Annotated in this window: 22 protein-coding genes and 1 pseudogene; 12 read left to right on the plus strand and 11 right to left on the minus strand. The window is 72.0% G+C overall.

Features of this window, described 5'->3' with window-relative positions:
• Position 1: 1 nt before the first annotated feature.
• The 3 genes from AC6EI4_RS11875 to AC6EI4_RS11885 all read right to left on the minus strand — a co-directional run bounded on the left by AC6EI4_RS11875 (position 2) and on the right by AC6EI4_RS11885 (position 2542).
• A complete protein-coding gene (locus tag AC6EI4_RS11875) occupies positions 2–628 on the minus strand; it encodes a TRAP transporter small permease (protein WP_498451584.1) in 627 nt (208 codons plus the stop codon).
• Entirely contained in the window at positions 625–1695 is a 1071-nt protein-coding gene (gene dctP / locus AC6EI4_RS11880; RefSeq protein ID WP_498451585.1) for a TRAP transporter substrate-binding protein DctP, read from the minus strand. Before dctP ends, AC6EI4_RS11875 begins: the two co-directional genes overlap by 4 nt.
• A gap of 97 nt (positions 1696–1792) precedes the next feature.
• Positions 1793–2542, minus strand: coding sequence for an IclR family transcriptional regulator (locus AC6EI4_RS11885; RefSeq protein ID WP_498451586.1), 750 nt, complete (start codon positions 2540–2542; stop codon positions 1793–1795).
• Positions 2543–2641: 99 nt separating this feature from the next.
• On the opposite strand from AC6EI4_RS11885, the gene AC6EI4_RS11890 reads away from it, so the two are divergent.
• Genes AC6EI4_RS11890 through AC6EI4_RS11900 form a run of 3 tightly spaced genes read left to right on the plus strand, consistent with a single transcriptional unit; the run spans position 2642 to position 6095 of the window.
• Positions 2642–3790, plus strand: coding sequence for an acyl-CoA dehydrogenase family protein (locus tag AC6EI4_RS11890; protein ID WP_498451587.1), 1149 nt, complete (start codon positions 2642–2644; stop codon positions 3788–3790).
• Positions 3790–4893, plus strand: a complete 1104-nt coding sequence (locus tag AC6EI4_RS11895; RefSeq protein ID WP_498451588.1) for an acyl-CoA dehydrogenase family protein — start codon at positions 3790–3792, stop codon at positions 4891–4893. Before AC6EI4_RS11890 ends, AC6EI4_RS11895 begins: the two co-directional genes overlap by 1 nt.
• Positions 4890–6095, plus strand: coding sequence for a CaiB/BaiF CoA transferase family protein (locus AC6EI4_RS11900; RefSeq protein WP_498451589.1), 1206 nt, complete (start codon positions 4890–4892; stop codon positions 6093–6095). The genes AC6EI4_RS11895 and AC6EI4_RS11900 overlap by 4 nt, the downstream gene beginning before the upstream one ends.
• Before the next feature lie 228 nt (positions 6096–6323).
• Here AC6EI4_RS11900 and AC6EI4_RS11905 read toward each other — a convergent pair whose 3' ends face one another.
• Positions 6324–7421 (minus strand): MsnO8 family LLM class oxidoreductase, encoded by a 1098-nt coding sequence (locus AC6EI4_RS11905; protein WP_498451590.1) that lies wholly within the window; start codon positions 7419–7421, stop codon positions 6324–6326.
• Between the two features lie 176 nt (positions 7422–7597).
• On the opposite strand from AC6EI4_RS11905, the gene AC6EI4_RS11910 reads away from it, so the two are divergent.
• Complete coding sequence (locus AC6EI4_RS11910; protein ID WP_498425085.1) at positions 7598–7810, plus strand: response regulator transcription factor; 213 nt, start codon at positions 7598–7600, stop codon at positions 7808–7810.
• Positions 7811–8023: 213 nt separating this feature from the next.
• Positions 8024–9448 (plus strand): DUF4389 domain-containing protein, encoded by a 1425-nt coding sequence (locus AC6EI4_RS11915; RefSeq protein ID WP_498451591.1) that lies wholly within the window; start codon positions 8024–8026, stop codon positions 9446–9448.
• A 36-nt stretch (positions 9449–9484) separates the two neighbouring features.
• Here AC6EI4_RS11915 and lysX read toward each other — a convergent pair whose 3' ends face one another.
• From lysX to AC6EI4_RS11930, 3 genes are read right to left on the minus strand one after another with little or no spacing between them, the layout of a single operon-like run.
• Entirely contained in the window at positions 9485–12829 is a 3345-nt protein-coding gene (gene lysX / locus AC6EI4_RS11920) for a bifunctional lysylphosphatidylglycerol synthetase/lysine--tRNA ligase LysX (protein ID WP_498451592.1), read from the minus strand.
• Positions 12826–13509, minus strand: coding sequence for a DUF998 domain-containing protein (locus AC6EI4_RS11925; RefSeq protein WP_498451593.1), 684 nt, complete (start codon positions 13507–13509; stop codon positions 12826–12828). The genes lysX and AC6EI4_RS11925 overlap by 4 nt, the downstream gene beginning before the upstream one ends.
• Positions 13506–14795 (minus strand): LssY C-terminal domain-containing protein, encoded by a 1290-nt coding sequence (locus AC6EI4_RS11930; RefSeq protein WP_498451594.1) that lies wholly within the window; start codon positions 14793–14795, stop codon positions 13506–13508. Before AC6EI4_RS11930 ends, AC6EI4_RS11925 begins: the two co-directional genes overlap by 4 nt.
• 53 nt (positions 14796–14848) lie before the next feature.
• On the opposite strand from AC6EI4_RS11930, the gene AC6EI4_RS11935 reads away from it, so the two are divergent.
• The gene (locus AC6EI4_RS11935) at positions 14849–15736 is read left to right on the plus strand and encodes a hypothetical protein (protein ID WP_498451595.1); all 888 of its coding nucleotides are present in this window, start codon (positions 14849–14851) and stop codon (positions 15734–15736) included.
• 33 nt (positions 15737–15769) lie between these two features.
• Here the strand turns inward: AC6EI4_RS11935 and AC6EI4_RS11940 are convergent, their stop codons facing one another.
• Positions 15770–17314: a PucR family transcriptional regulator gene (locus AC6EI4_RS11940; RefSeq protein ID WP_498425106.1), complete on the minus strand. Its 1545-nt coding sequence runs from the start codon at positions 17312–17314 to the stop codon at positions 15770–15772.
• Positions 17315–17481: 167 nt separating this feature from the next.
• Here AC6EI4_RS11940 and AC6EI4_RS11945 point away from each other — a divergent pair, with 167 nt between their 5' ends.
• Positions 17482–17952 (plus strand): nucleoside deaminase, encoded by a 471-nt coding sequence (locus AC6EI4_RS11945; protein ID WP_498425091.1) that lies wholly within the window; start codon positions 17482–17484, stop codon positions 17950–17952.
• Entirely contained in the window at positions 17949–19289 is a 1341-nt protein-coding gene (gene codB / locus AC6EI4_RS11950) for a cytosine permease (protein WP_498425092.1), read from the plus strand. The genes AC6EI4_RS11945 and codB overlap by 4 nt, the downstream gene beginning before the upstream one ends.
• A gap of 54 nt (positions 19290–19343) precedes the next feature.
• On the opposite strand, the gene AC6EI4_RS11955 is transcribed toward codB, so the two are convergent.
• The gene (locus AC6EI4_RS11955; RefSeq protein ID WP_498425107.1) at positions 19344–19529 is read right to left on the minus strand and encodes an excalibur calcium-binding domain-containing protein; all 186 of its coding nucleotides are present in this window, start codon (positions 19527–19529) and stop codon (positions 19344–19346) included.
• 15 nt (positions 19530–19544) lie between these two features.
• Positions 19545–20219: pseudogene (locus tag AC6EI4_RS11960) on the minus strand (HNH endonuclease family protein); the annotation flags it as partial.
• A gap of 176 nt (positions 20220–20395) precedes the next feature.
• Between AC6EI4_RS11960 and AC6EI4_RS11965 the strand changes: the two are divergent.
• From AC6EI4_RS11965 to AC6EI4_RS11975, 3 genes are all read left to right on the plus strand, one after another.
• A complete protein-coding gene (locus tag AC6EI4_RS11965; protein ID WP_498425093.1) occupies positions 20396–20905 on the plus strand; it encodes a hypothetical protein in 510 nt (169 codons plus the stop codon).
• 14 nt (positions 20906–20919) lie between these two features.
• Positions 20920–21690 carry a YqjF family protein gene (locus AC6EI4_RS11970; protein WP_498451596.1) on the plus strand — a complete coding sequence of 257 codons (771 nt, stop codon included), beginning with the start codon at positions 20920–20922 and terminating at the stop codon, positions 21688–21690.
• Positions 21691–21780: 90 nt separating this feature from the next.
• Positions 21781–22416 (plus strand): dihydrofolate reductase family protein, encoded by a 636-nt coding sequence (locus AC6EI4_RS11975; RefSeq protein WP_498451603.1) that lies wholly within the window; start codon positions 21781–21783, stop codon positions 22414–22416.
• Between the two features lie 18 nt (positions 22417–22434).
• Here AC6EI4_RS11975 and AC6EI4_RS11980 read toward each other — a convergent pair whose 3' ends face one another.
• Complete coding sequence (locus AC6EI4_RS11980; RefSeq protein WP_498451597.1) at positions 22435–22566, minus strand: hypothetical protein; 132 nt, start codon at positions 22564–22566, stop codon at positions 22435–22437.
• A gap of 166 nt (positions 22567–22732) precedes the next feature.
• On the opposite strand from AC6EI4_RS11980, the gene AC6EI4_RS11985 reads away from it, so the two are divergent.
• Complete coding sequence (locus AC6EI4_RS11985; RefSeq protein WP_498451598.1) at positions 22733–22885, plus strand: hypothetical protein; 153 nt, start codon at positions 22733–22735, stop codon at positions 22883–22885.
• Positions 22886–23023: the final 138 nt, after the last annotated feature.

A 23023-nucleotide genomic window follows, 5' to 3' on the forward strand; every position in this document is an offset into this window, starting at 1 on the left:
GTCAGTTCTCCTTGGTGGCGAGAGCAGTGGCCAGCGGGTCTGCCACCGCGTCGGTGACCGGAGCGCGCCACGACCCGGTGAGCTCGAGGTACAGGTCGATCAGCACGATCACGGCGCCGAGCAGGGCGGCCGTCGGCATGATCGACTTCCACCACCAGCTCGGGAGCGGGAGCTCGGCCATGCCGGGGACCGGCGCCTCGTCCATCCGCAGGGCGAACAGCGCGCCGTCGGCGCCGGCATAGGCCAGGCACAGGAAGGCGCTCAGCACGACGAGCTGGGAGAGCAGGGTGAGTAGCTTCTGCAGGCGAGGACCGAACTTGTCGTAGAGGGTGACCACCGCCACGTGGGCGCCGGTCCGGTAGGCGGTGACGGTGCCGAAGAACGCCATCGTCATCATCAGGTACTGCTCGACGAGCGCGACGTTCCAGCCCAGCGGGCTGCCGAAGATCGACCGAGCCACGACCTCGATCAGGGTCAGGATGGTGATCGCGATCAGGCTGGCTCCCGCCAGGACGCCGCAGAGCGCCGAGATGGCGTCCTGGGTCCGGGTCAGCCGGGGATGCGCGGACGGGCCGGAGGAGGCGCCGGAGTGGCTCAGCTCCGCCACGTTGACGATGGTCTCGCTCATCGTGCCGCCTCCTCGAGGGCGAGCTCGAACTCCTCGAGGACCCGACCTGCGGGACGTCCGGTGCTCTCCAGGTCCTCGACCCACTTGTCACGGACCGGTGTGGCCAGGGCGTCCCACTCGGCGCGGCTGTCCGGACCGATCTCCAGCACCTCCACGCCCTGGTCGCGCATCTGGGTGAGTGCCGCGGTCGCGGCCTCCTCGATCGCCTCGCAGGCTCCCTGCTGGGCCAGCGCGGAGGCTTCAAGCACGAGATCCTGCTGGGCGGAGTCGAGCTCCTGCCAGACGTCGTCGGAGACCGAGAAGGTGATCGTGAAGGCTCCCAGGCGGGCACCGTCCGTGGTGAATCCCAGCACCTCGCCGAGCTTGTAGGAGGCGATGCTCACCGGGCTCGCCACCGTGCCCTCGACCGTGCCGCGGGAGATCGCCTCGTACAGCTCGCCCAGCGGCATCGACACACCGGCGGCACCGACCTCGTCGACGACCCGGTCCGCCACGCCGCCGGTCGAGCGCAGGATGTGGCCCTCGGCGTCCGACGGCTTGGCGATCGCGCCCTCGCCGGTCATCGCCTCGTAGTGCGGCACGACCGCGACCCACAGGGGCCGGATCCCGCGAGGCTCGAGCTCCTCCTCGTAGAGGGTGCCGCCCTCCTGCATGGTGGCGAGCACCGCTTCGGCGCCCACGCAGGCGTCCGAGACCAGCCCGGGCAGGTCCCCGACGTTCGACAGCGGGAGCTCGGTGCCAACGTACGCCGGGGAGACCGGTCCCACCTGCATCACGCCGCTGCGTATCAGCGTCACCATGTCGCGCTGCTTGCCCAGCTGGCCGTTGGCGTAGTACTCGACCTCGAGGCCCACGTCGGGGCCTTGTTCCTCGAGCATCTCGATGAACGGCGTGACTCCCCCGGCGCCGATCGGATGCGTGGCCGAGAAGCTGTCACCGAACTTCAGGACGACGTCGCCCTCGGCGTTGTGGTGCGGGGGTGCGGCACAGCCGGCCAGTACACCGGCCACGGCGACACCGGCCAGGCGACCGCGACGGCCGGCGCCGAGGATGCGAAGAAGAGACACGATGACTCCCTATTTGGGGACGTGGTTACGTAAATACGTAACAACCCAGAGTCGCGAGATTAGCTGTGATGCTGCTCACGTGTCAACGCTGAGGGGCTCAGTCCCGCGCGTTCCAGACAGCCGCGTGCTTGTGCAGGATCGCGACGATGTCGTCACTGCGGGGCTCGAGCGCCCCGCGTGGGCCGACCACGCCGATCGCCGCGACCGTCCGCCCCTTCTCCCTCAGGGCGATCGAGATGCCGTCCGTGCCCGGATCCTCGGCCGCCCGAGGAAGGGCGCAGATCCCGGTCGCCCGAATCTCAGGAAGCGCCTGCAGCAGGGCAGCCACGCGCTCGTCGTCCTCCGTCGGCAGCTGTCGTAGGTAGGCCCACAGGTCGCGTTGCTCATAGTCGGCCAGCAAGACCCAGCCCGTGGAGGCGCGGATCATCGAGCGTCGCATGAGGCTCTCCGCCAGATAGGCCGTGGTCGGATCCGAGGAGCAGTGGTCGATGTAGATGGCATCCTCCCCCACCGGCACCGACAGGACCGTGGTCACGCCCGTCTCGGCGTGCAGGGCCACCAGGTCCTCGTGGCTCACGCGATTCACGACCCCGCGGCCCGCGAGCAGGTTGAGCACGTACGGCGTCACGCCGAGCCGGTAGGAGCGGGCGCGCTCGTCGAGGTAGCCGGTGGCGACCAGCCCGTTGACCAACCCCTGACAGGTGCTCACCGGGGCGCCCACCCGGCGCGAGATCTCGGTCAGCGACAGTCCCTCAGGGTTCCGCGCCACCGTCTCCAGGATCGCGGCGATGCGATCGACCATCCGGTGTCGCGGGCGGACGTGGATGGGACGTGCTTCTTCGGACATGTCCCCTTCTCCGGGTTGACCTGGTGGTGCGTGAAATCTATCCTAGGGCTTACTACGTATATACGTAGTAGTCTTCATATTCTCGTAGGAAGGTGTGCCATGGCTCCGGCACTCATGCCGCCGCACATGACCGAGACACCCGAGATGAGCCGGCTCAGGGGCGAGGTGCGCGCCTTCCTGGCCGACCCGCTGGCTGGCGCGCGCTTCGCTCGCCGGGTCGACACCTGGCTCAGCGGCTGGGACCCGGGCTTCTCCCGCGCCCTTGCCGAACGCGGGTGGATCGGGATGACCATCCCCGAGGAGTACGGCGGTCACGGCCGCACCCACCTCGAGCGCTTCGTCGTCACCGAGGAGCTGCTCGCCGCGGGAGCGCCGGTGGCCGCCCACTGGATCGCCGACCGACAGGTGGCGCCGACCCTGCTGCGCTACGGCACCGAGGAGTTGAAGCGCGAGCTACTGCCCGAGATCGCGGCCGGGCGCTGCTTCTTCGGCATCGGGATGAGCGAGCCGGACTCCGGTTCGGACCTGTCCAGCGTCAGGACTCGTGCGGTCCCGGTCGAGGGCGGCTGGAGCGTCAGCGGCACCAAGCTGTGGACCTCCGGCGCACACGAGGCGGACGCCTTCATCGCGCTGGTGCGCACCTCGGTGCCGGACCCCGCAGACCGGCACGCCGGCTTGAGCCAGTTGCTGGTGATGCTCCAGGACCCGGGTGTGCACGTGCGACCGGTCGTCTCCGCCACCGGTCGGCACCACTTCAACGAGGTCGTGCTGGACGAGGTGTTCGTCCCCGAGCGTCGGGTCGTCGGCGAGATCGGCGACGGCTGGGCGCAGGTGACCTCCGAGCTCTCCTTCGAGCGCAGCGGACCCGAGCGCTTCCTATCGACCTTCCAGCTGCTCGAGCAGGCCATGGCCGACGAGCCCGTGGCCGAGCACCTGCCCACCGACGAGGTCGGCCGATACGTCGCGCGGCTCACCGGCCTGCACCAGATGTCGCTGTCCGTCGCGGGAGCGCTGCAGCGCCGAGAGCAGGCCGACGTACCCGCCGCGCTGGTGAAGGTGCTCGGCACTTCCCTGGAGGGCGACCTGGCGGAGTGGATCGACCTGGCCGTGGCCGACACCCCCGATGCCGCGGAGCGCACAGTCGCACTGGCCCGGGAGGCGGTCCAGCAGCGCCCCGGATTCACCCTGCGCGGAGGAACGAACGAGATCCTGCGCGGGGTCATCGCACGAGGAATGAGGATGCGCTGATGAACGACACGCCGCTCGACGCGACGCACGAGGCGAGGGTCGACCCGGACCTGGTCGCGATGATCCGTGACGTGCTCCGCTCCGAGGAGCTCATCAACAGGCTCGGACAGGGTGTCGACGGCGTCGGGATGGACCACGCGCTGTGGCGCCGGCTCGACGACCTCGGCTTGACCCGGCTCACCCTGCCCGAGGAGGCCGGTGGCAGTGGAGCCTCCTGGCTCGAGGCGGCCGCCCTGCACGGTGAGGCGGCGGCTGCGGGTATTCATCTGCCGCTCGCCGAGAGCGACCTGCTGGCTGGCTGGGTGCTCGGCCACGTCGGGCTGGAGGCGGGCACGGCCGTCCGCACGGTGGCCACCCTCGACCCCCAAGGACGGGCCCGGAGTGTGCCGTGGGCCAAGGGCGTCGAGCGAGTAGTCGCGCTCTCCCCCGACCGGGGCGGGTACGTAGTCTGCGACTTGCCTGCCGAGTCGGTGCAGGTGACGCCGGTGGCGACGTTCTCGGGGCAGCCACGCTTCGACGTCGCGGTGGTGGATGGTGCTCGCCTCGAGGGCGCACCCGGAGACGCGTCCCTGGGCACCGGGCTGATGCTGCGTGGGGCGCTGGTCCGGGCGGTGCAGTCGGTCGGCGCCATGGATCGGGTGCTGGAGCTCTGTGTCGAGCACGCCACCATGCGGCACCAGTTCGGCCGCCCCCTGGCCCGCTTCCAGGCGGTCCAGCACCTGGTCGCCGACATCGCCGCCGAGGTCGCGCTGGCCCGGGCGACCGTGGACAGCGCCGTCTCGGACGCGGCCCTGACCGGCCTCGCCGGCGAGCAGTCCGCCCTCCGCGTCGCGGTGGCGAGGTCGTGCGTCGGCCACGCCACGAGCACGGTCGTGCGCAACGCCCACCAGGTGCACGGCGCGATCGGGACCACCATCGAGCACCCGCTGCAACTCTTCACCCAGCCCCTGCTGGACTGGCGTCGCGAGTTCGGGGCGGTCGGCTACTGGGATCGCATCGTCGGGTCCGCCGTACGCCACCCCGAGGCCTCGGTGTGGGACCTGATCACGGCCGGTCCCTCGGCCGGGGCCGTGAGCCGGCAGCTCGCGCAGGTGCTGGCATGAGCGGCGACCTCGGGCTGCCGCTGGCCGGCGTCAGGATCGTCGAGCTGAGCACCGTCTTCATGGCGCCGTACTCCACGCAGGTCCTCGCGGACTGGGGCGCGGAGGTGATCAAGGTGGAGAGTCCCGACGGAGACCTGGTGCGCCGGATCAGCGAGCGCGACAACAGTGGGCTCGGACCGGTCTTCATCAACGCCAACCGCGGCAAGAAGGCGATCACCCTGGACCTGAAGGATCCGCGCGGCATGGATCTGTTGCGCTCCCTGGTCACCACCGCCGACGTCTTCGTGCACAACGTCAGGCCGCCCGCCGCCAGTCGCCTCGGCATCGGCGCGGAGGCGTTCCTAGAGCTCAACCCGCGACTGGTGCACTGCGGCTTCCGGGGGTACGGCGCCGGCGGCCCCAGTGCCGACAAGCCCGCCTACGACGACGTCATCCAGGCGGGCACCGGGGTGGCCGACGCCCAGACGGCGGGTGGCTCCGAGCCGGCGTATTGGAGGTCGGCGGCAGCCGACAAGGTGATGGGGCTCTACGGCGCTGCCGCGATCTGCGCCGCGTTGCGGGCCCGCGATGTGACCGGCCAGGGGCGGGGCATCGAGGTGCCGATGTTCGAGGGGATGGCGTCCTTCATGCTTCTCGACCGGCAGGGTGGTTGGGTCCAGGACCCGCCCACCGGGCCCACCGGGTACGCCCGCACCGACTCCCCGTTCCGACGGCCCTACCGCACCGCGGACGGCCATGTCGCGGTGATGGTCTACAGCGACAAGCAGTGGCGGGCGTTCTTTGCACTGATCGAGCGGCCCGACCTCGCCTCCGACGTCCGCTTCCACGGTCTGGGCGCGCGCACGCGCCACGTCAACGCGCTCTACGAGATCGTCGAGCTCGAGATGCGCAACCGGTCCACCGCCGAGTGGATGGAGCTCCTCGACGCGGCCGACATCCCCAACGGGCCCGTCAACTCCATCGAGGACCTGTTCTCGGATCCGCACCTGGAGGCCACCGACTTCTTCCAATGCGTCGACCAGCCCGGGCTGGGGAAGGTGCGCCTGGCACGCTCCCCCATCGACATGGGCGTTCCTCCCCTCGACCCGCGTCCCGCGCCGCGCCAGGGTGAGCACACCCAGGAGGTGCTGGCCGAGCTCGGCCTGAGTGTGGAGGAGATCGCGAACCTCACTGCGGACGGGGTCGCCTCCGTCCTCCGGTGATCTGGGGTTGGGGGCCGACTCTCCCTCGGATTCCCCGGTCGACCGGGGAACGCTGACCCTGTCGGCCGAAACTTCGCCCGACAACATCAGTGATTGACAGCGCGCACTACCCCAGGACCACCGCCAGTCCACTCAGCCTCATGAGTCACGGCGGCGACCCGGCAGGTACGACGCGCGCCACGCCGGGCGGCGCGCTCCTGACCTTCGCCTCTGGCGCTCACCCAGGACCTACTTCGCCGGCTGAGACCCCGTCGACACCCCGTCCCAGGCCCCCGCCGCGACCCCGGCCACCGACCCCGACCGCCGCTCCAGGCCGAAGGCGCCGGCCAGAAGCTCGTGGGAGCGCCGACGGGCGCCGGGCTCGGCGATCAGGTCCTGGACCATCACCTCGTCGGCGCCGCTCTCGGCGACCATCTGCTCCAGGGTGGCGCGCACCCTCTCGGGGCTGCCGGCCACGAAGCGGGGCCACCGCCCGTCCACGATCGAGGTCGGCTCGTCGCTCTCGGCGGCGGACAGCTCGGCGGTGGCCTCCTGCGGGCTGGGCACCGTGACCGAGCCGGCCTGACGACCGGCCCGGCGCAGGCGGGCGTAGAACCCCTTCGCCGAGCTCACCAGGCGCAGCCCGTCGGCGTCGTCCTCGCCGACGGCGACGTTGACCGCGAGGATCGCGCGCGGCAAGGCGAGCCCGAACCCCTGGTCCTGGAACTCCTGGCGGTAGTGGCGCAGTGCGGGCGCCGCGCCGGCCGGGTTGATGAACCCGGCGAAGGTGTACCCGATCCCCAGGGCCGCGGCGAGGTTCGACCCGCTCGGGCTCGAGCCCAGCAGCCAGGTCTGCGGGACCGTGCCCACGCTGGGCATCAGCGGGTGCCCGGCGAACGGGTGGTCCTCGGGGAACCCGTCGTAGAGCCAGGCCAGCGTCTCGGCCACCTGCTGGCCGTGCTCGACCCGCGCGGGGCTCTGCCGGTTCTGCTGCAGCGCCAGGTCGAGCACCGGTCCTGCGGTGGCCCGTCCCATTCCCAGATCCACCCGCCCGGGCGCCATCGCCTCGAGCTGCTGGAACAGCTCGGCCACCTTGAACGGGCTGTAGTGGTTCATCAGCACCGCTCCGGAGCCGAGCCGGATCGCGGAGGTCTGCGTCGCCGCGGCGGCGATCAGCAGCTCGGGATGGTGCGAGGCCCCGGATCGGCTCAGGTGGTGCTCGGCGAACCAGATCCGGTGGTACCCCAGCGCCTCCGCATGGCGGGCGGTCGCCAGCGAGTCGGTCAGGGCGTCGCTCTCCGTGGTGCCCGGCGCGACGGTGCCCAGGTCGACGATCGACAGCTTCACAGATGGCGCTCCTCGTTCTCGGTCGACGGACCGGGCCAACCTATGCGCTGGCCCTCCGCACCGTGCGAGGTCGTGGGGTTCAGGTGACGTCGCGGCGTCGGACGACGATCAGCGACACGACCGGCAGCATCAGGACGTACGCCGCGAGCACGGCGGCCGCCTGCAGACCGGTCAGGGTGTCGAGCACTCCGGGGGTCGGGTCCGCGAGCGATCTCAAGCACTTCGCCACGGGTGCGTCCAACCAGGAGATCGCCGCTGCTCTCGTGCTCAGCCCCGACACCGTGCGCACGCACGTGTCGCGGACGATGGTCAAGCTGCACGCGCGCGACCGCGCCCAGCTGGTCGTCTTCGCGATCCAGTCCGGGATCAGCCGGCCCCGGAACTACTGAGCGGACGGCAGGCCGCGGCAGAACCTATGCACCCCGCCCTCACGGCTCCAGGGTGGCGCGGCCAGGGACGCACCGCGGTCGGCTCACAGGAACCTGGTCGTTCCCGGCGCCCGGTGCGAGACTGGAGGCGTCGAGACGCTCGACGGCTCCATCCGGCTCCATCCGGCGCATCGCCGCGGTCGCCGACGCCTGACCACGAGGGGGCGAGGACGCATGAGCCCATCCGTCTATCCGGTGCACGTGAGCGCCCGGCCCGACGCGCAGTTGAGCCGCTGGCTGTGGCTGGTGAAGTGGCTGCTGCTGATCCCCCACCTCGTCGTCCTGGGCTTCCTGGGCGTCGCCTTCGGGGTGCTGAGCCTGGTGGCGTTCTTCGCGATCCTGTTCACCGCCCATTACCCGCGGGCGATCTTCGAGTTCAACGTCGGGGTGATGCGCTGGTCGTGGCGCGTCTCCTACTACGGCTACAGCGCCCTGGGCACCGACCGGTATCCGCCGTTCACCCTCGCCGAGCGAGCCGACTACCCGACGCACCTCGAGGTCGACTACCCCGAGCGCCTCTCCCGTGGCCTGGTGCTGGTCAAGTGGTGGCTGCTGGTGCTCCCGCACTACGTGGTGCTGGTCGCCTTCTTCGGCGGCGCGTCCTACGTTGCCGGCAGCTGGGACGACTCCCCCGGCCTCACCCTCATCGGCAGCTCCGGCCTGGTCGGGGTGCTGGTCCTCGTGGCGGCCGTCGTGTTGCTGTTCACCGGCCGCTACCCGCGCTCGATCTACGACTTCGTGCTCGGCATGAACCGGTGGGGCCTGCGGGTGCTTGCCTACACCGCGTTGATGACCGATGCCTACCCCCCGTTCCGCCTCGACCAAGGAGCTGACGACCCCGCCCCCGACCCTGCGCCCGCCGACTCGAGCCACGGGGCGTCCGCGGCGCCGCCGGTGGCCGCCACCGCGCCGTCCGGTGGTCACTGGGGAGCGGGCCGGGTGATCGGGGTGGTCCTGGCCAGCCTGGTGGTGGTGTCGTCCCTCGGCGCGCTCGCCGTCGGCGCGGCGCTGCTGGTGGTCGACCAGGTGATCCGCGACGACGCCGGGTTCGTGATGAGCGACGACGAGCGGTTCGGGACCTCCACCTACGCCCTGACCACGCCCAGCCTGAAGGTTCACTCCGACGCCGTGGACGACCTGGTCCCCGACCAGTGGCTGGGCGACGTCCGGGTCAGCATCCGCCCCGACGACGGTGCCGGCGGGGACGTGTTCGTGGGGCTCGCGCGGACCGCGGACGTCGAGGGCTACCTGGGCGACGTGCGCCATGCCCGGCTCGTCGACCTGGACGACGGGCCGCAGTACGAGGTCAGCGGCACCGGCACCCCCACCGCCACCCCCGACCAGCAGGACTTCTGGGTGGAGGAGGCCACCGGCAGCGGCGAGCAGTCGCTGACCTGGAAGATCCGCGACGGCGACTGGACGCTGGTGGTGATGAACGCCGACGCCGCGCCGGGGGTGGCCGTCGAGGCCGCCACCGGCGCCGAGTTCCCGTCGATCACCTGGGCCGCCACGGGGCTGCTGGTCGCCGGCGCGGTCGGGCTCCTCGTCTCCGGCGTGGCCCTGGCACTCCTACTCAGGAGCCGGAAGCCGGCCAGCTGAGGCCGCGCACGCTGACGCCGCGCCCGGCGACCGACCTCAGCGCTGCGGCTTGACCAGTGGGAACAGGATGGTGTCGCGGATGCTGAGGCCGGTCAGGTTCATCACCAGCCGGTCGATGCCCAGCCCCATCCCGCCGGTCGGAGGCATCCCGTACTCCAGGGCCCGGAGGAAGTCCTCGTCGACCTGCATCGCCTCGGCGTCGCCGGCGGCCGCGAGCAGCGACTGCGCGACCAACCGCTCACGCTGGTCGACGGGGTCGATCAGCTCGGAGTACGCCGTGCCCTGCTCGGCGCCGAAGATGACCAGGTCCCACTTCTCGGTGAGCCGGGGGTCGTGGCGGTGCGGCCGGGTCAGCGGCGCGTTCTCCTTGGGGAAGTCGGTGTAGAAGACGGGCGTGGTGGTCCGGCCCTCGCACAGCTCGCCGTAGATCTCCTCGAGGACGAAGCCCCAGGACGGATCGAGGTCGAGCTCGAGGCCGATCCGTTTGGCGTGCACGAGCAGCGTGCTGAGCGGGGTCTCGGTGGTGACCTCCTCGCCGAGCGCCTCCGAGACGGCCTGGCAGATGGTCTTCACCGGCCACTGCCCCGACAGGTCGTACTCGACGACCTTCCCGTCCGGCCCCGGGCGGCGGGCCACCGGCGCGCCGTACACCGCGGTCGCCGCCTCCTGGATCAGCTCCTGGGTCAGCACCCGCATGGTGTCGTAGTCGCCGTAGGTCTGGTAAACCTCCAGCGAGGTGAACTCCGGGTTGTGCTTGAAGTCGGCGCCCTCGTTGCGGAACTGCCGGCCGACCTCGAAGACCCGCTCCATCCCCCCGACCAGCAATCGCTTGAGGTGCAGCTCGGTGGCGATGCGCAGGTAGAGATCCAGGTCGTAGGCGTTGATGTGGGTCTCGAAGGGGCGCGCGTTGGCGCCGCCGTGAACGATCTGCAGGACGGGGGTCTCGACCTCGGTGAAGCCTCGCGCCGCCAGCGAGTCCCGCACGCTGTGCACCACCGCCGCGCGCCGGTAGGCGGTGGTGCGCGACTCCGGACGCACGATCAGGTCCACGTAGCGCATCCGCACCCGGGCGTCGGGGTCGGTGAGTCCGCGGTGCTTGTCGGGCAGCGGGCGCAGCGCCTTGCTGGCGAGGAGCACGGACTGCGCCCGCACGGAGAGCTCCCCCTTGTCGGTGGTGACCACCTGACCGCTCACCCCGACGTGGTCGCCGAGGTCGATCGAGTGCTCCCAGAACGACAGGTCGCCGGCGGACACGTGGCCCGCGTCAACCATCACCTGGAGGTCCCCGCTGCCGTCGCGCAGCGTGGCGAAGCTGAGCCGCCCCATGTCCCGCTTGAGCAGGACCCGGCCGACGACGCTGACGGTGAGCGTGGTCTCGGTGCCGGGCGCGAGGTCGTCGGGGACCAGGGCCCTCACCTCGGCGAGGGTGTGGGTCCGCGGCGCGGAGACCGGGTAGGGGTCGATCCCGCTGGCCCGGATCCGGTCGAGCTTCGCGCGGCGCACCCGCATCTGCTCGGGCAGGTGGTCGGGTGAGACCGCCTCGGCGACGACGTCGGGTGCCGGCGGGATGCGGGCGAGGACGGCGGCGGCGTGGTCGGCGCCTCCGGTCGCCAGTCCGTCGCGGTCACTCGCGCGACGGCGCAGCCTCGCGATCGTGGGCGCGTTCAGGAACCCCTCGGCGCTGCCCGCCGCCATCCCGACCCGGGGCAGGTCGGAGGTGTACTCGTAGCCCAGGTAGCGCGGCTGCCACTCGGGCAGGTACTTGGCGTTCGAGCGGTAGAGCGACTCGAGCTGCCAGTTCCTGCTGGCCAGCAGCAGACCCTGGCGCCAGAGCCGGGCGACCGGGGCGGCGCCGATCTCGGCCCCGCGCTCGAAGGCCTCGCGGAACATCGCGAAGTTGAGCGAGACCGGCCCGATCCCGAACGTCGAGGCATGCTCGGCGAGGCTGGCGATCATCAGCTCGACCAGGCCGTTGTCGGCGTCCGGATCGCGGCGCATCAGGTCCAGCGACAGGCCGGTGTGGCCCCAGGGCACGAAGCTCAGGAACCCGCGCAGGGCGCCGTCGGCGTCGTACGCCGCGACCAGCATGCAGGCGCCGTCGAGCGGGTCGGCCAGCCGACCCAGCGCCATCGAGAAGCCCCGCTCGTCACCGCCGTCGCCGCGCCAGGACCCGGCGGCCGCGTCCAGCGCGGAGAAGTCGGCCTCGCTCAGGCTCGCGTGGCGCTGCACCCGGGTCGTGTAGCCGCGACGGTGCAGACGAGAGACCGACTGGCGCACGGACTTCATGCCGGGCCCGTTCAGCGAGAAGGCGGCCATGTCCACGATCGCCTCGTCGCCGATGTCGAGCAACGAGAGACCGGCATCGGCGTACGCCAGCGCGCCCTCGTGGCCGGCGCCCATCACCGCCAGCGACCAGCCCTTGGCGCGGGCCTGGTCACGCCAGCGCCCGATGGCCTCGGGCCAGTACGTCGGGTCCCCGACCGGGTTGCCGCTGGCCAGGCTGACCGAGCCGACCATGCGGTAGGACACCCCGGCCCGCGCGGTCTCGGGGGCACCGGTGTCCCACACCACCGCCTTGTCGCGCCGGGTGGCGAAGTAGCCCAGGGAGTCGTGCTCACCGAAGTCGCGCAGCAGCCCCCGGACCCGGGCCTCGTCGGCGATGCCGAGGGTGCGGGTGTCGCGCGGCGCCTGGAACAGGATCAGCGCGGCGCCCAGCACCACCACGGCGCCGAGGACGCCGATCACCATCCGCACCCACCACGGGGCGTGCGCGGACGGCTCGGGACCGATCCGGCCGACGTCGAGGAGGATCGCCTCGAGGACGTAGCCGAGCGAGTCGGGGTAGCCCTGCGAGCGGCCGAAGGCGCTGACGAGGGCCCCGCCGAGAGCCAGGATGACCAGGCCACCGACCACGAAGACGGCCAGCGCCGTCCACAGGTCGCCGGGGGCGCCGCGGGCGACGAACTGGCGGCGCACCCGGACCGCGAGCACGATCACCGCACCGACCACCACCAGGCCGACCGCGTTCAGCACCACGTCCTCACCGCGGGAGAGCGCGAGGAGCCGGCCGAGCTCCGGGACGCCGAGCCACCACACGACGACGACCCACCAGGCCGCGAGCAGCCGACGCCGGACCGCGACGCCGGTGACCAGGAGCAGCGCGGCGTAGACCAGGCTGGGCACGACCGGGATGGTGAGCAGGGAGACCGGGTCGGCGGACTGCGCGAAGTAGCGGTGCCACGGCGGCACCAGCGCCACCACGGCGGCCAGCGTGGCGAACCCGAACAGCACGCCGGTGAACCGGTCGGGCCACCTGTCGTCCGCGGGCAAGTGCAGACGCAGTCGGCGCTCGGTCGAAGGGTCGTTCGAGGGCTCGGTCATCGGGTGGTCCCTTCGCGCGGTGGACGCGTGGCCGGGTCGCGCTCCGCCTGGGCCGCGAGCAGCCCCAGGCAGCACAGCCAGGCGCTGGCGGTGACGATGTTGACGCGCTGACTGATCCCGCCCACCCAGCGCCGGTCTGCGCGGGGCCGGGCGTAGCCGAAGACCAGGCTGCTGGCCGACCCGAGGCAGAAGACCCACCCAGCGGTGCGGTGGAGCCACCCTGGTCCGCGACGTCGGGTGCTGACCCAGGCCGCCGCCACGCCGAGGTAGAGCCCGGCCTCCGCGACCACGCTGGCGCCGTCGTGCAGGCCGCTGCGCGGGCGCCGGTCGACCAGGTCGCGCACGACGCCCGGGCCCATCGGCGTGGGCACCACGGCCGCCATGACCGCGCCGGCGGTGAAGATCCCCGTGGCGCCGATCACCACCTCGCGGCTCGGACCGGCGGGCAGGGCGGCGCGCACGGCCGGGAGCAGCGGCAGGACCAGCGCCGCGCAGCCCACCTCGCCGGCGCGGTAGAGCCACGCCTGGGGCTCCCCTGGCGCCGCCAGCTCGCTCACCTGGTGGCCCAGGCTCGCCGAGCCGCGTCGTACCCAGTCGAGCACGAAGTTCGAGTAGAGGACGCCGGCGCCGGCGCCGAGGACGGTCGAGACGCTCGGGTTGCGCAGCCGACGGCGGCTCATCGCGACGTCTCCGCACCGGTCGCCCCGGGCCGGCTGCCGGTCGCGTAGTCGCGGGCCTCCTGGCTGGACAGCGCCAGGAGCACCAGGATGCTGCCGCCCGAGGCGAGCAGCTCACCGAGTCCCACCGGTCGTTCGTGCCCGACGATGGAGAGGGTCATCGCGGTCACCGCGGTCACCGAGCAGCCCGCGACCAGCAGCAACCGGGCCCAGTTCCGTCCCGCGAGGATGGCGAGGGCCAGGCCACCCTCGACCACGGCGAGGATCGCGATCGCCACCACCAGCACCGTGGCGGAGTCGCGGACGGCGTACAGCACCGCGCCGATGCCGTACGTCGCGCACCGGGCCAGGGCGACCCCGGTCCCCAGCAGCACCGGCGGCGGTGGGTCCGCCGCACGCACCGCCGACACCAGCGCGGATCCCGTCGACGGCGTCGTCACCTCCCGGGTGACCCGGGCGGGCAGCGTGGCCCGGGCCGGCGCGCAGCGCAGGTCCAGGATCGGCAGGTCGCCGTCGGTGCGGAACCGGTCGCCGCCGCCGTTGCGGTGGTGGTAGCCGGAGGAGAAGTTCTCGATCACGCTGACCCGCGCGCCGGGCGTCGTCGTACAGACCGTGGTGACGACGTAGTCGCGCTCGACGTCGGTGTCCTCCTCGACGCGGTGGGTGAACTGCAGGGTGAACAACGACAGCCCGACGCCCCGGTCGAAGGTGGCCGCTGCCAGCCAGTCGGCCCGGAAGCCGCCGGGCAGCAGCCAGCCGTCCGGACAGCGCCAGAACCTGATGTGGTGGCGCTGCGACGGACTGCCGGAGACCTCCTGCTCGTAGGCGAAGTCCTGTCTGCGGTCGAAGAGGTGCAGCGGGCTCACCGGGGCGCCGGCGTAGCTGCTGCCGCGCAGCACGCTGCGCACGATGCCGGCGGCGCTCCGCGCGTCGAGATCGTCCGCGCGCGTCCAACCGGCCAGGGTCATCGCCTCGTGGATCTGCTCCTCCTCGCCCAGGAACCCGAGGTTGACGGGGTCGCCGAGCAGCCCGTCGCTGGTGCGGGTGCGCCCGACGAAGTAGCCGGGCAGGTAGATCGAGGTGAGGATCCGGTGCAGGCGCGGCAGCACCAGGTAGCTGACGAAGAGCCAGAACACGACCAGCAGCAGCGTCGGCCAGCCCGGCCGGACCCCGTCGCGCAGCAGCACGTAGGCGAACCAGACCCCGGTGACCCCCGAGAGCGCGAAGAACCAGCCGTCGAGCACGTCGCTCCACGAGCGTGTGGGGTCCCGCGGGCGACTGGGCCACATGGAGCCAGTGTGCACGAGTGTGTTCTGCAACACAGTCGGCGTAGCATGCGACGATGCTCGTCGGGCTGGTGGCTGCCGCGGGGGCCGCGCTCTGCTACGGCGTGAGCTCGATCCTGGAGGCTGCCGCGGCGCGACGCACCGCCTCGGTGCAGGGGCTCGATCCCCGGCTGCTGGTGCGGCTGCTCCGCTCCTGGACGTACCTGGCCGGGGTCTGCCTGGACGGACTCGGGTTCCTGCTCAGCCTCGTCGCGGTGCGCAGCCTGCCGCTGTTCGTGGTGCAGTCGGTGGTGGCCAGCTTCCTGGCGATCACGGCCGTCCTGGGCGCCCTCTTCCTGCGGATGCCGCTGAGCCGGAGGGACCGGATCGGCATCACCGTGGTGGTGGCCGGGCTGGTGCTGGTCGGGGCGTCGGCCACCGAGGACCGCAGCGTCGAGGTCAGCGACGCCGAGCAGTGGGGCCTGCTGGCGGCGACCGTGCTGCTGGCCGTCGCCGCGATCCCGCTCGGGAGGCTGGCGGGGGCTGCCGGCGCCCGGGCGCTGGGGACCGTCGCCGGTCTGGCCTTCGGCGCCACCGCGGTCGCCTCCCGGATGCTGCCCGGCGACCTGTCCCCCGACCACCTGCTGGCGGAGGTGGGCCCGCTGCTGCGCAGCCCGGCCACCTACGCCCTCGCGGTCGCCGGCGTGGTCGCGATGCTCACCTACTCGATCGCGTTGCAGCGCGGCAGCGTCACCGAGGCGACGGCACCGCTGGTCGTCGGGGAGACCGTCGCCCCTGCCCTGGTGGGGCTGTTGCTGCTCGGCGATCACACCCGTCCCGGATGGGGCGTCGTCGCCGGCGTCGGGTTCGTCCTGGCCGTGGCCGGGGCCGTCAGCCTGGCGCGCCACGGCGAGATCGAGCAGCCTCGAGCGACCTCCGACCCCTCGGCCGTCGCTCAGGGCTGAGTCGGACGTTGGGCGACCTCCCACGCAGGTCGCTCACATCAGCTTGCGGTCGAAGGCCGCCTGCAGGTCGAGTCCGGTGCGCATCCGCCAAGCCGTGAGCGCCACGGCGAGGCAGCTCACCTGGTCCGCCGCGTCCAGCGAGACTCCCAGCAGCCGTTCGATCCGAGACAGCCGGGCATACAGCGACTGCCGTCGGATGCCGAGTGCCTGCGCGGTGGCGGTCTTGCCGGCACCGTGGGCGATGAACGCGTCGAGCGTCCGTACGAGGTCCGCGGAGGCCTCCCGGTCGTAGGCGATCAGGGGACCCAGCTGCTCGGTCACGAACGCGGTCACCGCCGGCTCCGCCTCAGTCGCCAGGAGCCGCTGCACCCCGACGTCGCGGGCCATGACGACGCCGGTGCGCGTGCCGAAGCGTCGGGCGATCTGCACCACCTCCCGCGCTTGGCCCACCGCGGCACCCAGGTCGGCCAGGTCGGCCACGGGCGAGGCCACGCCCAACGTACGCAGCTCCCCGGCCAGCTCCCCCGACGCCGCCAGCACCGCCTGGTAGACCTCGGTGAACGCGGCGCGCGAACGCTGGGGAGCCGCACGCTGCCAACCCTGCGCGAGCACGAGGACCTGGCTTCCGACGAGTCCGGTCACGCACGGGCCCAGCACCTGCTGCACCGAGTCACGCACGTGCCCGAGCAGATCCTGCGCCGGGACCCGCTGGTCGACGTCGACGGCGGCGACCAGGATGTGGCGGTCCTGAGCCGGCGTCCACCCGATCGCGGTCAACCGCTCCTGCAGGTGTGCGCTGGAGACCAGCGAGCCGGTGACCAGGTCGGTGAAGACCGCCTGCGCCAGGGACGGGCGCCTGCCCACGCCCGGGTGCCTCCCGAGCTCGAGGGCCACGGCGACCGACGCCCTGTGCGCCACCGCGTCTCGGCGGACCGTGCTCCGGCCGCGCAGGACCACCCGCCCGGCCGTGCCGGTTGGCACCCGCACGTCCGCCACCACCTGCTCGGTGGCGCTCGAGGGCGCCGCCACCCGGCTGCGCTCGACCACCCGGCCGTCGGTATCCACGAGCTCGGCACGGCAACCGGCGAGCCGGGCCACGGCGTCGAGCAGGGCCGTCATGCCCTGCCCCAGCGTCACCGGCGCCAACAGCTCCTGCCAGATCGCCTCGCCACCGCGGGCCGAACCCATCTTGCGGCGTAGGAGAAGGTCGTGGAAGTCCTCGACCATCCGCTCGAAGGGCACCATCGCGTTCAGAGTCAGGAACGCCATCCCTCGACGCCGCGCGGTATCGACGAGCTCGGCCGGCACCTCGAAGAAGGAACGACCGACCTCCATGCCCAGCGCGACGCACCCGGCGTCGGCGAGCTGGTCGACGTACGCGGCGAGCTGGGCGGCGGTGCGCCCGTGCAGCCCGAGGCCGGTGGTCAGCAGCACCTCGCCGCCGGCCAGCAGTCCCCCCATCTCGTAGACCTCCGAGGAGTGCACCCAGCGCACCACCGCGTCCGGATCGCCGGTGACCAGCTCGACCGAGGCGGACCGGAACGAGGGCAGGGCGAGCACATCGCCCAGGGTCGCCATCACGCGCCCATGATCGCGAGTGGCTGCGAAGTGTCAGTCAACGCGCCCACTCAGTGGGCAGATCGTCCGTTGTCGTCCTCGCCGTGCTCTGGTCGGGTGTGCATGTGGCTGAGACGCACGCCACCCCCCCCTCCCGTGGATCCACGACCGTCACCCAGGAGCCCCGCATGACCACCCCTGCACCGCTGGACGACAGGCACTTCCTCAGACTTGCGATCGAACAGGCCGCGATTGGTTGGAACGAGGGTGGCGTCCCCATCGGTGCTGCCCTGGTGACCAACCAGGGCGAGGTCCTCGCCGTCGGCCGCAACCGACGCATGCAGCTCGGCAGCGCCATCCGTCACGGCGAGACCGACTGCCTGGAGCAGGCCGGGCGCCTGCCCGCCGCCGTCTACCGCAGCAGCGTGCTCTACACGACCCTGTCGCCCTGCTTCATGTGCGCCGGCGCGTCGGTCCTCTACGACATCCCGCGGATCGTGGTCGGCGAGAACCGTAGCTTCGAGGCCTCCGAGAGCTGGCTGCGCAGTCGCGGGGTGGTCGTCGACGTGCTCGACGACCCCGACTGCAAGCAGCTGATGGACCGGATGCTGGCCGAGCGGCCGGCGCTGTGGGCCGAGGACATCGGGGAGGAGGCGTGATCTCCGCGGGTGCCGGCCAGACGGCCGGACCGGACGCCATCCACGGCGCCGACTCGGAGCGGAGTGCGGCCACGGTGGAGCCGGTCGACGCCGACTACCCGGTCACCCCGGTCCCTGCGCATGCCCGCAAGTCGTTCGTGTCGCTGGTGGTGGTGCTCCTCGGCTTCACCGTCTTCACCCCGACCATGCTGGCCGGCGCCCAGCTGGGGCCGGCCTTCGAGTTCGCGGACCTCCTGTTGGTGATCCTCGCCGGCTCGGCCATCCTGGGCACCTACGTCGCGCTGATGGGGTACGTCGGCGCCCAGACCGGCCTGACGACGGTCGTGATGGCCCGCTACAGCTTCGGCAACCGTGGTTCGAAGCTCGCCTCGATCCTGCTCGGCGGCACTCAGATCGGTTGGTACGGGGTCATCGTCGGCACCATCGGCGACCTGACCGCCGAGGCAGCGGGCTGGGAGTCCTTCGCGGCCAAGGCCGCGATCATGGTCGCGACCAGCATCCTCATGTGCGTCACCGCCTGCTACGGCTACCGCGGGATGTACTGGGTCTCGGTGATCTCGACGCCCCTCATCCTGCTTCTCGCCTTCTGGGTGGTGTCGCGGTCCCTCGACGAGGTCGGCGGCCTCGACGGCCTGTTCGGGGTCGAGCCGACCACCACCATGGTGATGTCGGTTGCCATCACCACCGTGGTCGGCACCTTCGTCTCCGCCGGAACCCAGGCACCCAACTGGACCCGGTTCGGGCGCTCGGGATCGCAAGCCGTCTGGGCGTGCATGATCGGCTTCCTGATCGGCAACGGACTGATGATCCTGTTCGGCGCGATCGGCGCCATCACCTTCGGCGAGGGCGACTTCGTGCTGGTGCTCTACAACCTGGGGCTCGTCGGCTGGGGTGTGTTCCTGCTCTTCGGCAACCTGTGGAAGTCCAACGCAGACACCGCCTACGCGTTCGGCGTCGCCGGCGCGGAGCTCTTCGAGAAGCCCACGAAGACCCCCTTCGTGATCGGCGGATCGATCATCGGCACGGTGCTCGCCCTGACCGGGGTGCAGAACAACCTCATCGACTACCTGGGGCTGCTCGGCACGTTCATCCCCCCGCTCGGCGGAGTGATCATCGCCGACTTCTTCCTGCGGTGGCGCCGCGGCATCCCGGCCGGGCTGGCGACACCGGCCCTCGACTGGCGCAACATCGCGACGTACGTCGTGGCCAGTGCGCTGGCCTACTGGTCGAAGGAGGCGGAGTTCGGCATCCCGCCGCTGATCGGCATCATCGCCGCCATCGCCCTCGCGGTCGCCCTGCACAGGACCCGGCCGGCCTCCCCCCTCCCTCGCGGCTGAGGGTCGGGGCGAACAGCTCGACCGGCACCATCAGAACCGCGCCTGCTGCATCGGCTACTCGCAGGCACTGCCGTCGCCGTCACGGTCCAGGTGCGCGCCGTACCCGGGGTCACCGCGGCGTACCGGCGCGGCGCCGGCGGCGCGTGCGGCGTCACAGTTCTCGTAGTACGCCGCCCCGTCGTCGCCGGCCCCGTCCGCGGGCTCGGGGGCTGCGTCGGCGATGTTCTGGTCCACCTCCACCGGTGCGCCGGAGTCGGCGGGGAGCGGCTGCTCGGGGCAGGTGTCCAGCACCCGCGCGATCGCGTCGCGCTCGGCCGGGGTGACCCACAGCCCGTACTTGGCCTTCACCGCCACCTGCCGGGCGACGTAGGAGCAGCGGTAGCGCTTGTTCGGCGGCAGCCAGGTGGCCGCGTCGCCGTCGCCCTTCTGCCGGTTGGCCGAGGCGTCGACGCTGAGCAGGTTCAGCGGATCGTTCGCGACCGCCGCCCGCCTCTCGACGCGCCACGAGAGGCCGCCGGTGGCCCACACGTTGCCGAGCGCCACGACGTGGTCGATGTCGACCAGGGTCCCGTCGCCGTAGCGGAACCGGATCTGCCGGGCGGTGTACGGGTCCGTGAGCGCCCCGAGGCTGACCTTGCACTCGCCGGTGCCGGGCGCGTAGACGACGTCGACGAGGTCCCGGGCGAGGATGTCGTTGCGGGTGTCGCACCCGTTGCGGTCGGCGTCCAGCCAGGCCTGGCCGAACCTTTCGCGCTGGTAGCCGGTCATCGGGGCACGGCCCTTGACCGGCAGCGTGGACAGCACCGCCCGTGCGGAGTCCGTGCGCGGCTCGAGCGATGTGGCCGGCGCCTCGGGGGTGGCCCCGTCGGTGGCCTCCTCGACAGGCAGGCACCCCGAGAGCAGCAGCACCGCGACGGCGGCCCCGGCGATCAGCGAGCCAGGCCTGCGACGCAGCGGCGGGAGTGTCGTGAACCGTCCCACCGCAGCCGTGCCCCGCTTCCCCTCGTGTCATCCCCGGACGCCCGAAGGCTAACCGCACTCCGGCACGCTCCGGTGGCATCACGCAGGGTGTTTCTGGGCACAGCGTGGCCGGAGAAGGGAGCCGGATGAGACCCACTGGGATGCGCGCCGGCAGGGCCGCGACGCTGCGCTCCGCCGCGGCGAAAGGCGCGGCAGCCGGTCTGGTCGGGGTGGCCGTGATGACCGCGGCGGAGAAGGTGGAGCAGAAGCTGACCCACCGGCCGAACTCCTACGTCCCGGCCCGCGCGCTGCTGACCCTGGTGGGCAGGCGCCCGTCCGACGACGACACGCCCGTCGGCTGGAACCACGCGATGCACTGGGGAACCGGAGCCGTGCTCGGTGCGCTGCGAGGTGTGTGGGCGGTCACCGGCATCCGGGGCGCCGAGGCGCACGCCTGGCACACGGTGGTGCGGCTCGCCTTCGACCAAACGGTGGAGAACGCCACCGGGGTGGGCGCCCCGCCGTCCAGCTGGCCGAGCTTCGAGCGCCGGGTCGACGTCGCCCACAAGGCGATGTACTCCTTCGTCACCGGCGTCGTCGCCGACCGGTGGATCGCACCGCGGCTGCAGTCGCGTCGCGGCCTCGCCAGCCACTAGGGGGGCGCACCGGCATGGTCGATGTCACCGCGGAGCAGCACATCTCGATCCCGCTGCTTCGGGCGTCCTGGCAGCGGATGACGTTCCTGCACTGGCGGGTGAAGCCGCAGCGGGTCCAGTCGTTGCTTCCGGACGGGTTGACGGTGGACGTGTACGACGGCTCCGCCTGGGTGGGGCTGACGCCGTTCGTGATGGCGGACATGCGCCCTCTGGACGTGCCCGGCCTCCTCCACCGAGCCGTGCCCGGCTTCGTGCGCGGGTCGTCCGTGCTGGCGCAGCTGTCCAGCACCCCGGAGACGAACCTGCGGACCTACGTGCGGGGCCCCGACGGCCGGGACGGCTTGTGGTTCCTGACCATCGACGTCGGCAGCGCCGCCCTCGCCGCGGGCATCAGGGCTGCCGTCGGCGCGCCGTACCACGCGGCGGACCTGACCGTGCGCGACGACGGCGGCGTCCTCAGCTACACCGGCGCGCGGAAGGGATCCGGCGAGTCCTACCGGATGCAGGTTCGCCCGCTGGACACGGTCGCCTCCTCGGACCTGGAGAACTGGCTGACCGGACGCTGGCGTGCGTACACCAGGCACTTCGGTCGGCTGCTGGTCACGCCGGTGGAGCACGAGCCGTGGCCGTTGCAAGCGGCCACCCTGGAGTCGCTCGAGCAGAACCTCACCGACTCCGTGGGCCTGGGCGGCCTGGGCCAGCCCGAGCTGGTGACCTACTCCCCCGGCGTGCAGCACGTCCGCCTGGGTCGTCCGGTCCCGCTGCCGGGAGGTGAAGGATCCTGAGCCGGACCAGGCGCTCGCTGACGCGCCTGGTGACGCTGGCCAGAACAAGCCGCAGCGCAGGTGGTACGACGAGGAGCAGCAGTGACGCAGATGGTCAGGGTCCACAACCTCACCGTGTCCTCCGACGGGTACGCCGCCGGGCAGGGACAGAGCCTCGAGCGTCCGTTCGGCCATGCCGACCCCGGCGAGTTCTTCGGCTGGGCCGGGGCCACGGCGAGCTGGCCCAACCGCACCGATCCCGGGGGCAGCCGCGGCCTGGACGACTACCTGGTCCGCGACTTCCACCGCAACATCGGCGCCGAGATCATGGGCCGCAACAAGTTCGGCCCCCAGCGCGGCCCCTGGGCTGACGAGGAGTGGCGTGGCTGGTGGGGAGCCGAACCGCCGTTCCACACCCCGGTGTTCGTGATGACCCATCACGCGCGGCCCTCCTTCACGCTGTCCGACACGACCTTCCACTTCGTGGGCGGGGACCCCGCGGCCGTGCTGGAGCTCGCCCTCCAGGCAGCCGACGGCAAGGACGTCCGGCTCGGTGGTGGCGCCGACACCGTGCGCCAGTTCCTGGACGCGAGTCTCGTCGACACGCTGCACGTCGCCGTCGCGCCGGTGCGGCTCGGCGCCGGCTCTCGGCTCTGGGAGTCCCCCGACGACCTGCTCGACCGCTATCGCCGCGACGTCGTACCGAGCCCCCACGGCGTGGTCCACCACCTGTTCTGGCGCGAGTGAGCAACCGCGGCGCGCGGTTCAGCCGGCGCTGTCGTGGCCCGGCGCGGAGTCGAGGAAGTTCAGGAAATCGGCCACGGTCTGGTGGGTGATGCGCGCCTCGGCGACCCCGACGTCCTCGAGCTCGTGCACCTCGACGGCGAGCCGCTCCATCCCACGGTCCAGGTCGGTCGCCGTGGTCGCGGCCGCGTGCAGGCGGGCGCTCAGCTCCGCCGGTACCGCCTGGTCGTACTTGGGAACGGTGATCTAGTCCTGGAGCGGGAGTAGCCGGAGGTCGGCCTGGCTGCCGAGCATCTCCTGCGCCCGGTACACGTCGGTGGTGAAGCTGCACACCACCCTGACCCCGGCGATGTCGCGGATCCCCTCGCGCACCTGGTCCACCCTGAACCTGGTCAGCTCCCGGCGCCCGCCGCTCAGCGCCGTCAACGCCTCGGCCGCCGCGCCGTACGTGCCGCTCGCCGCCCCCATGTAACGCGGGGTTATGCCCACTCCCACGGCGGGCTGGGTCCATCGGTGGAAGCAACGGGTCAGGTTGCTGGCGTTGTTGTCAGCAGCGCGGCCAGCGCTTGGGCTGGGGTCCGTAGCTCGAGGGTAGGTCGTGGTCGCTTGT

This window comes from Nocardioides sp. Z43_10 (assembly GCF_059766615.1).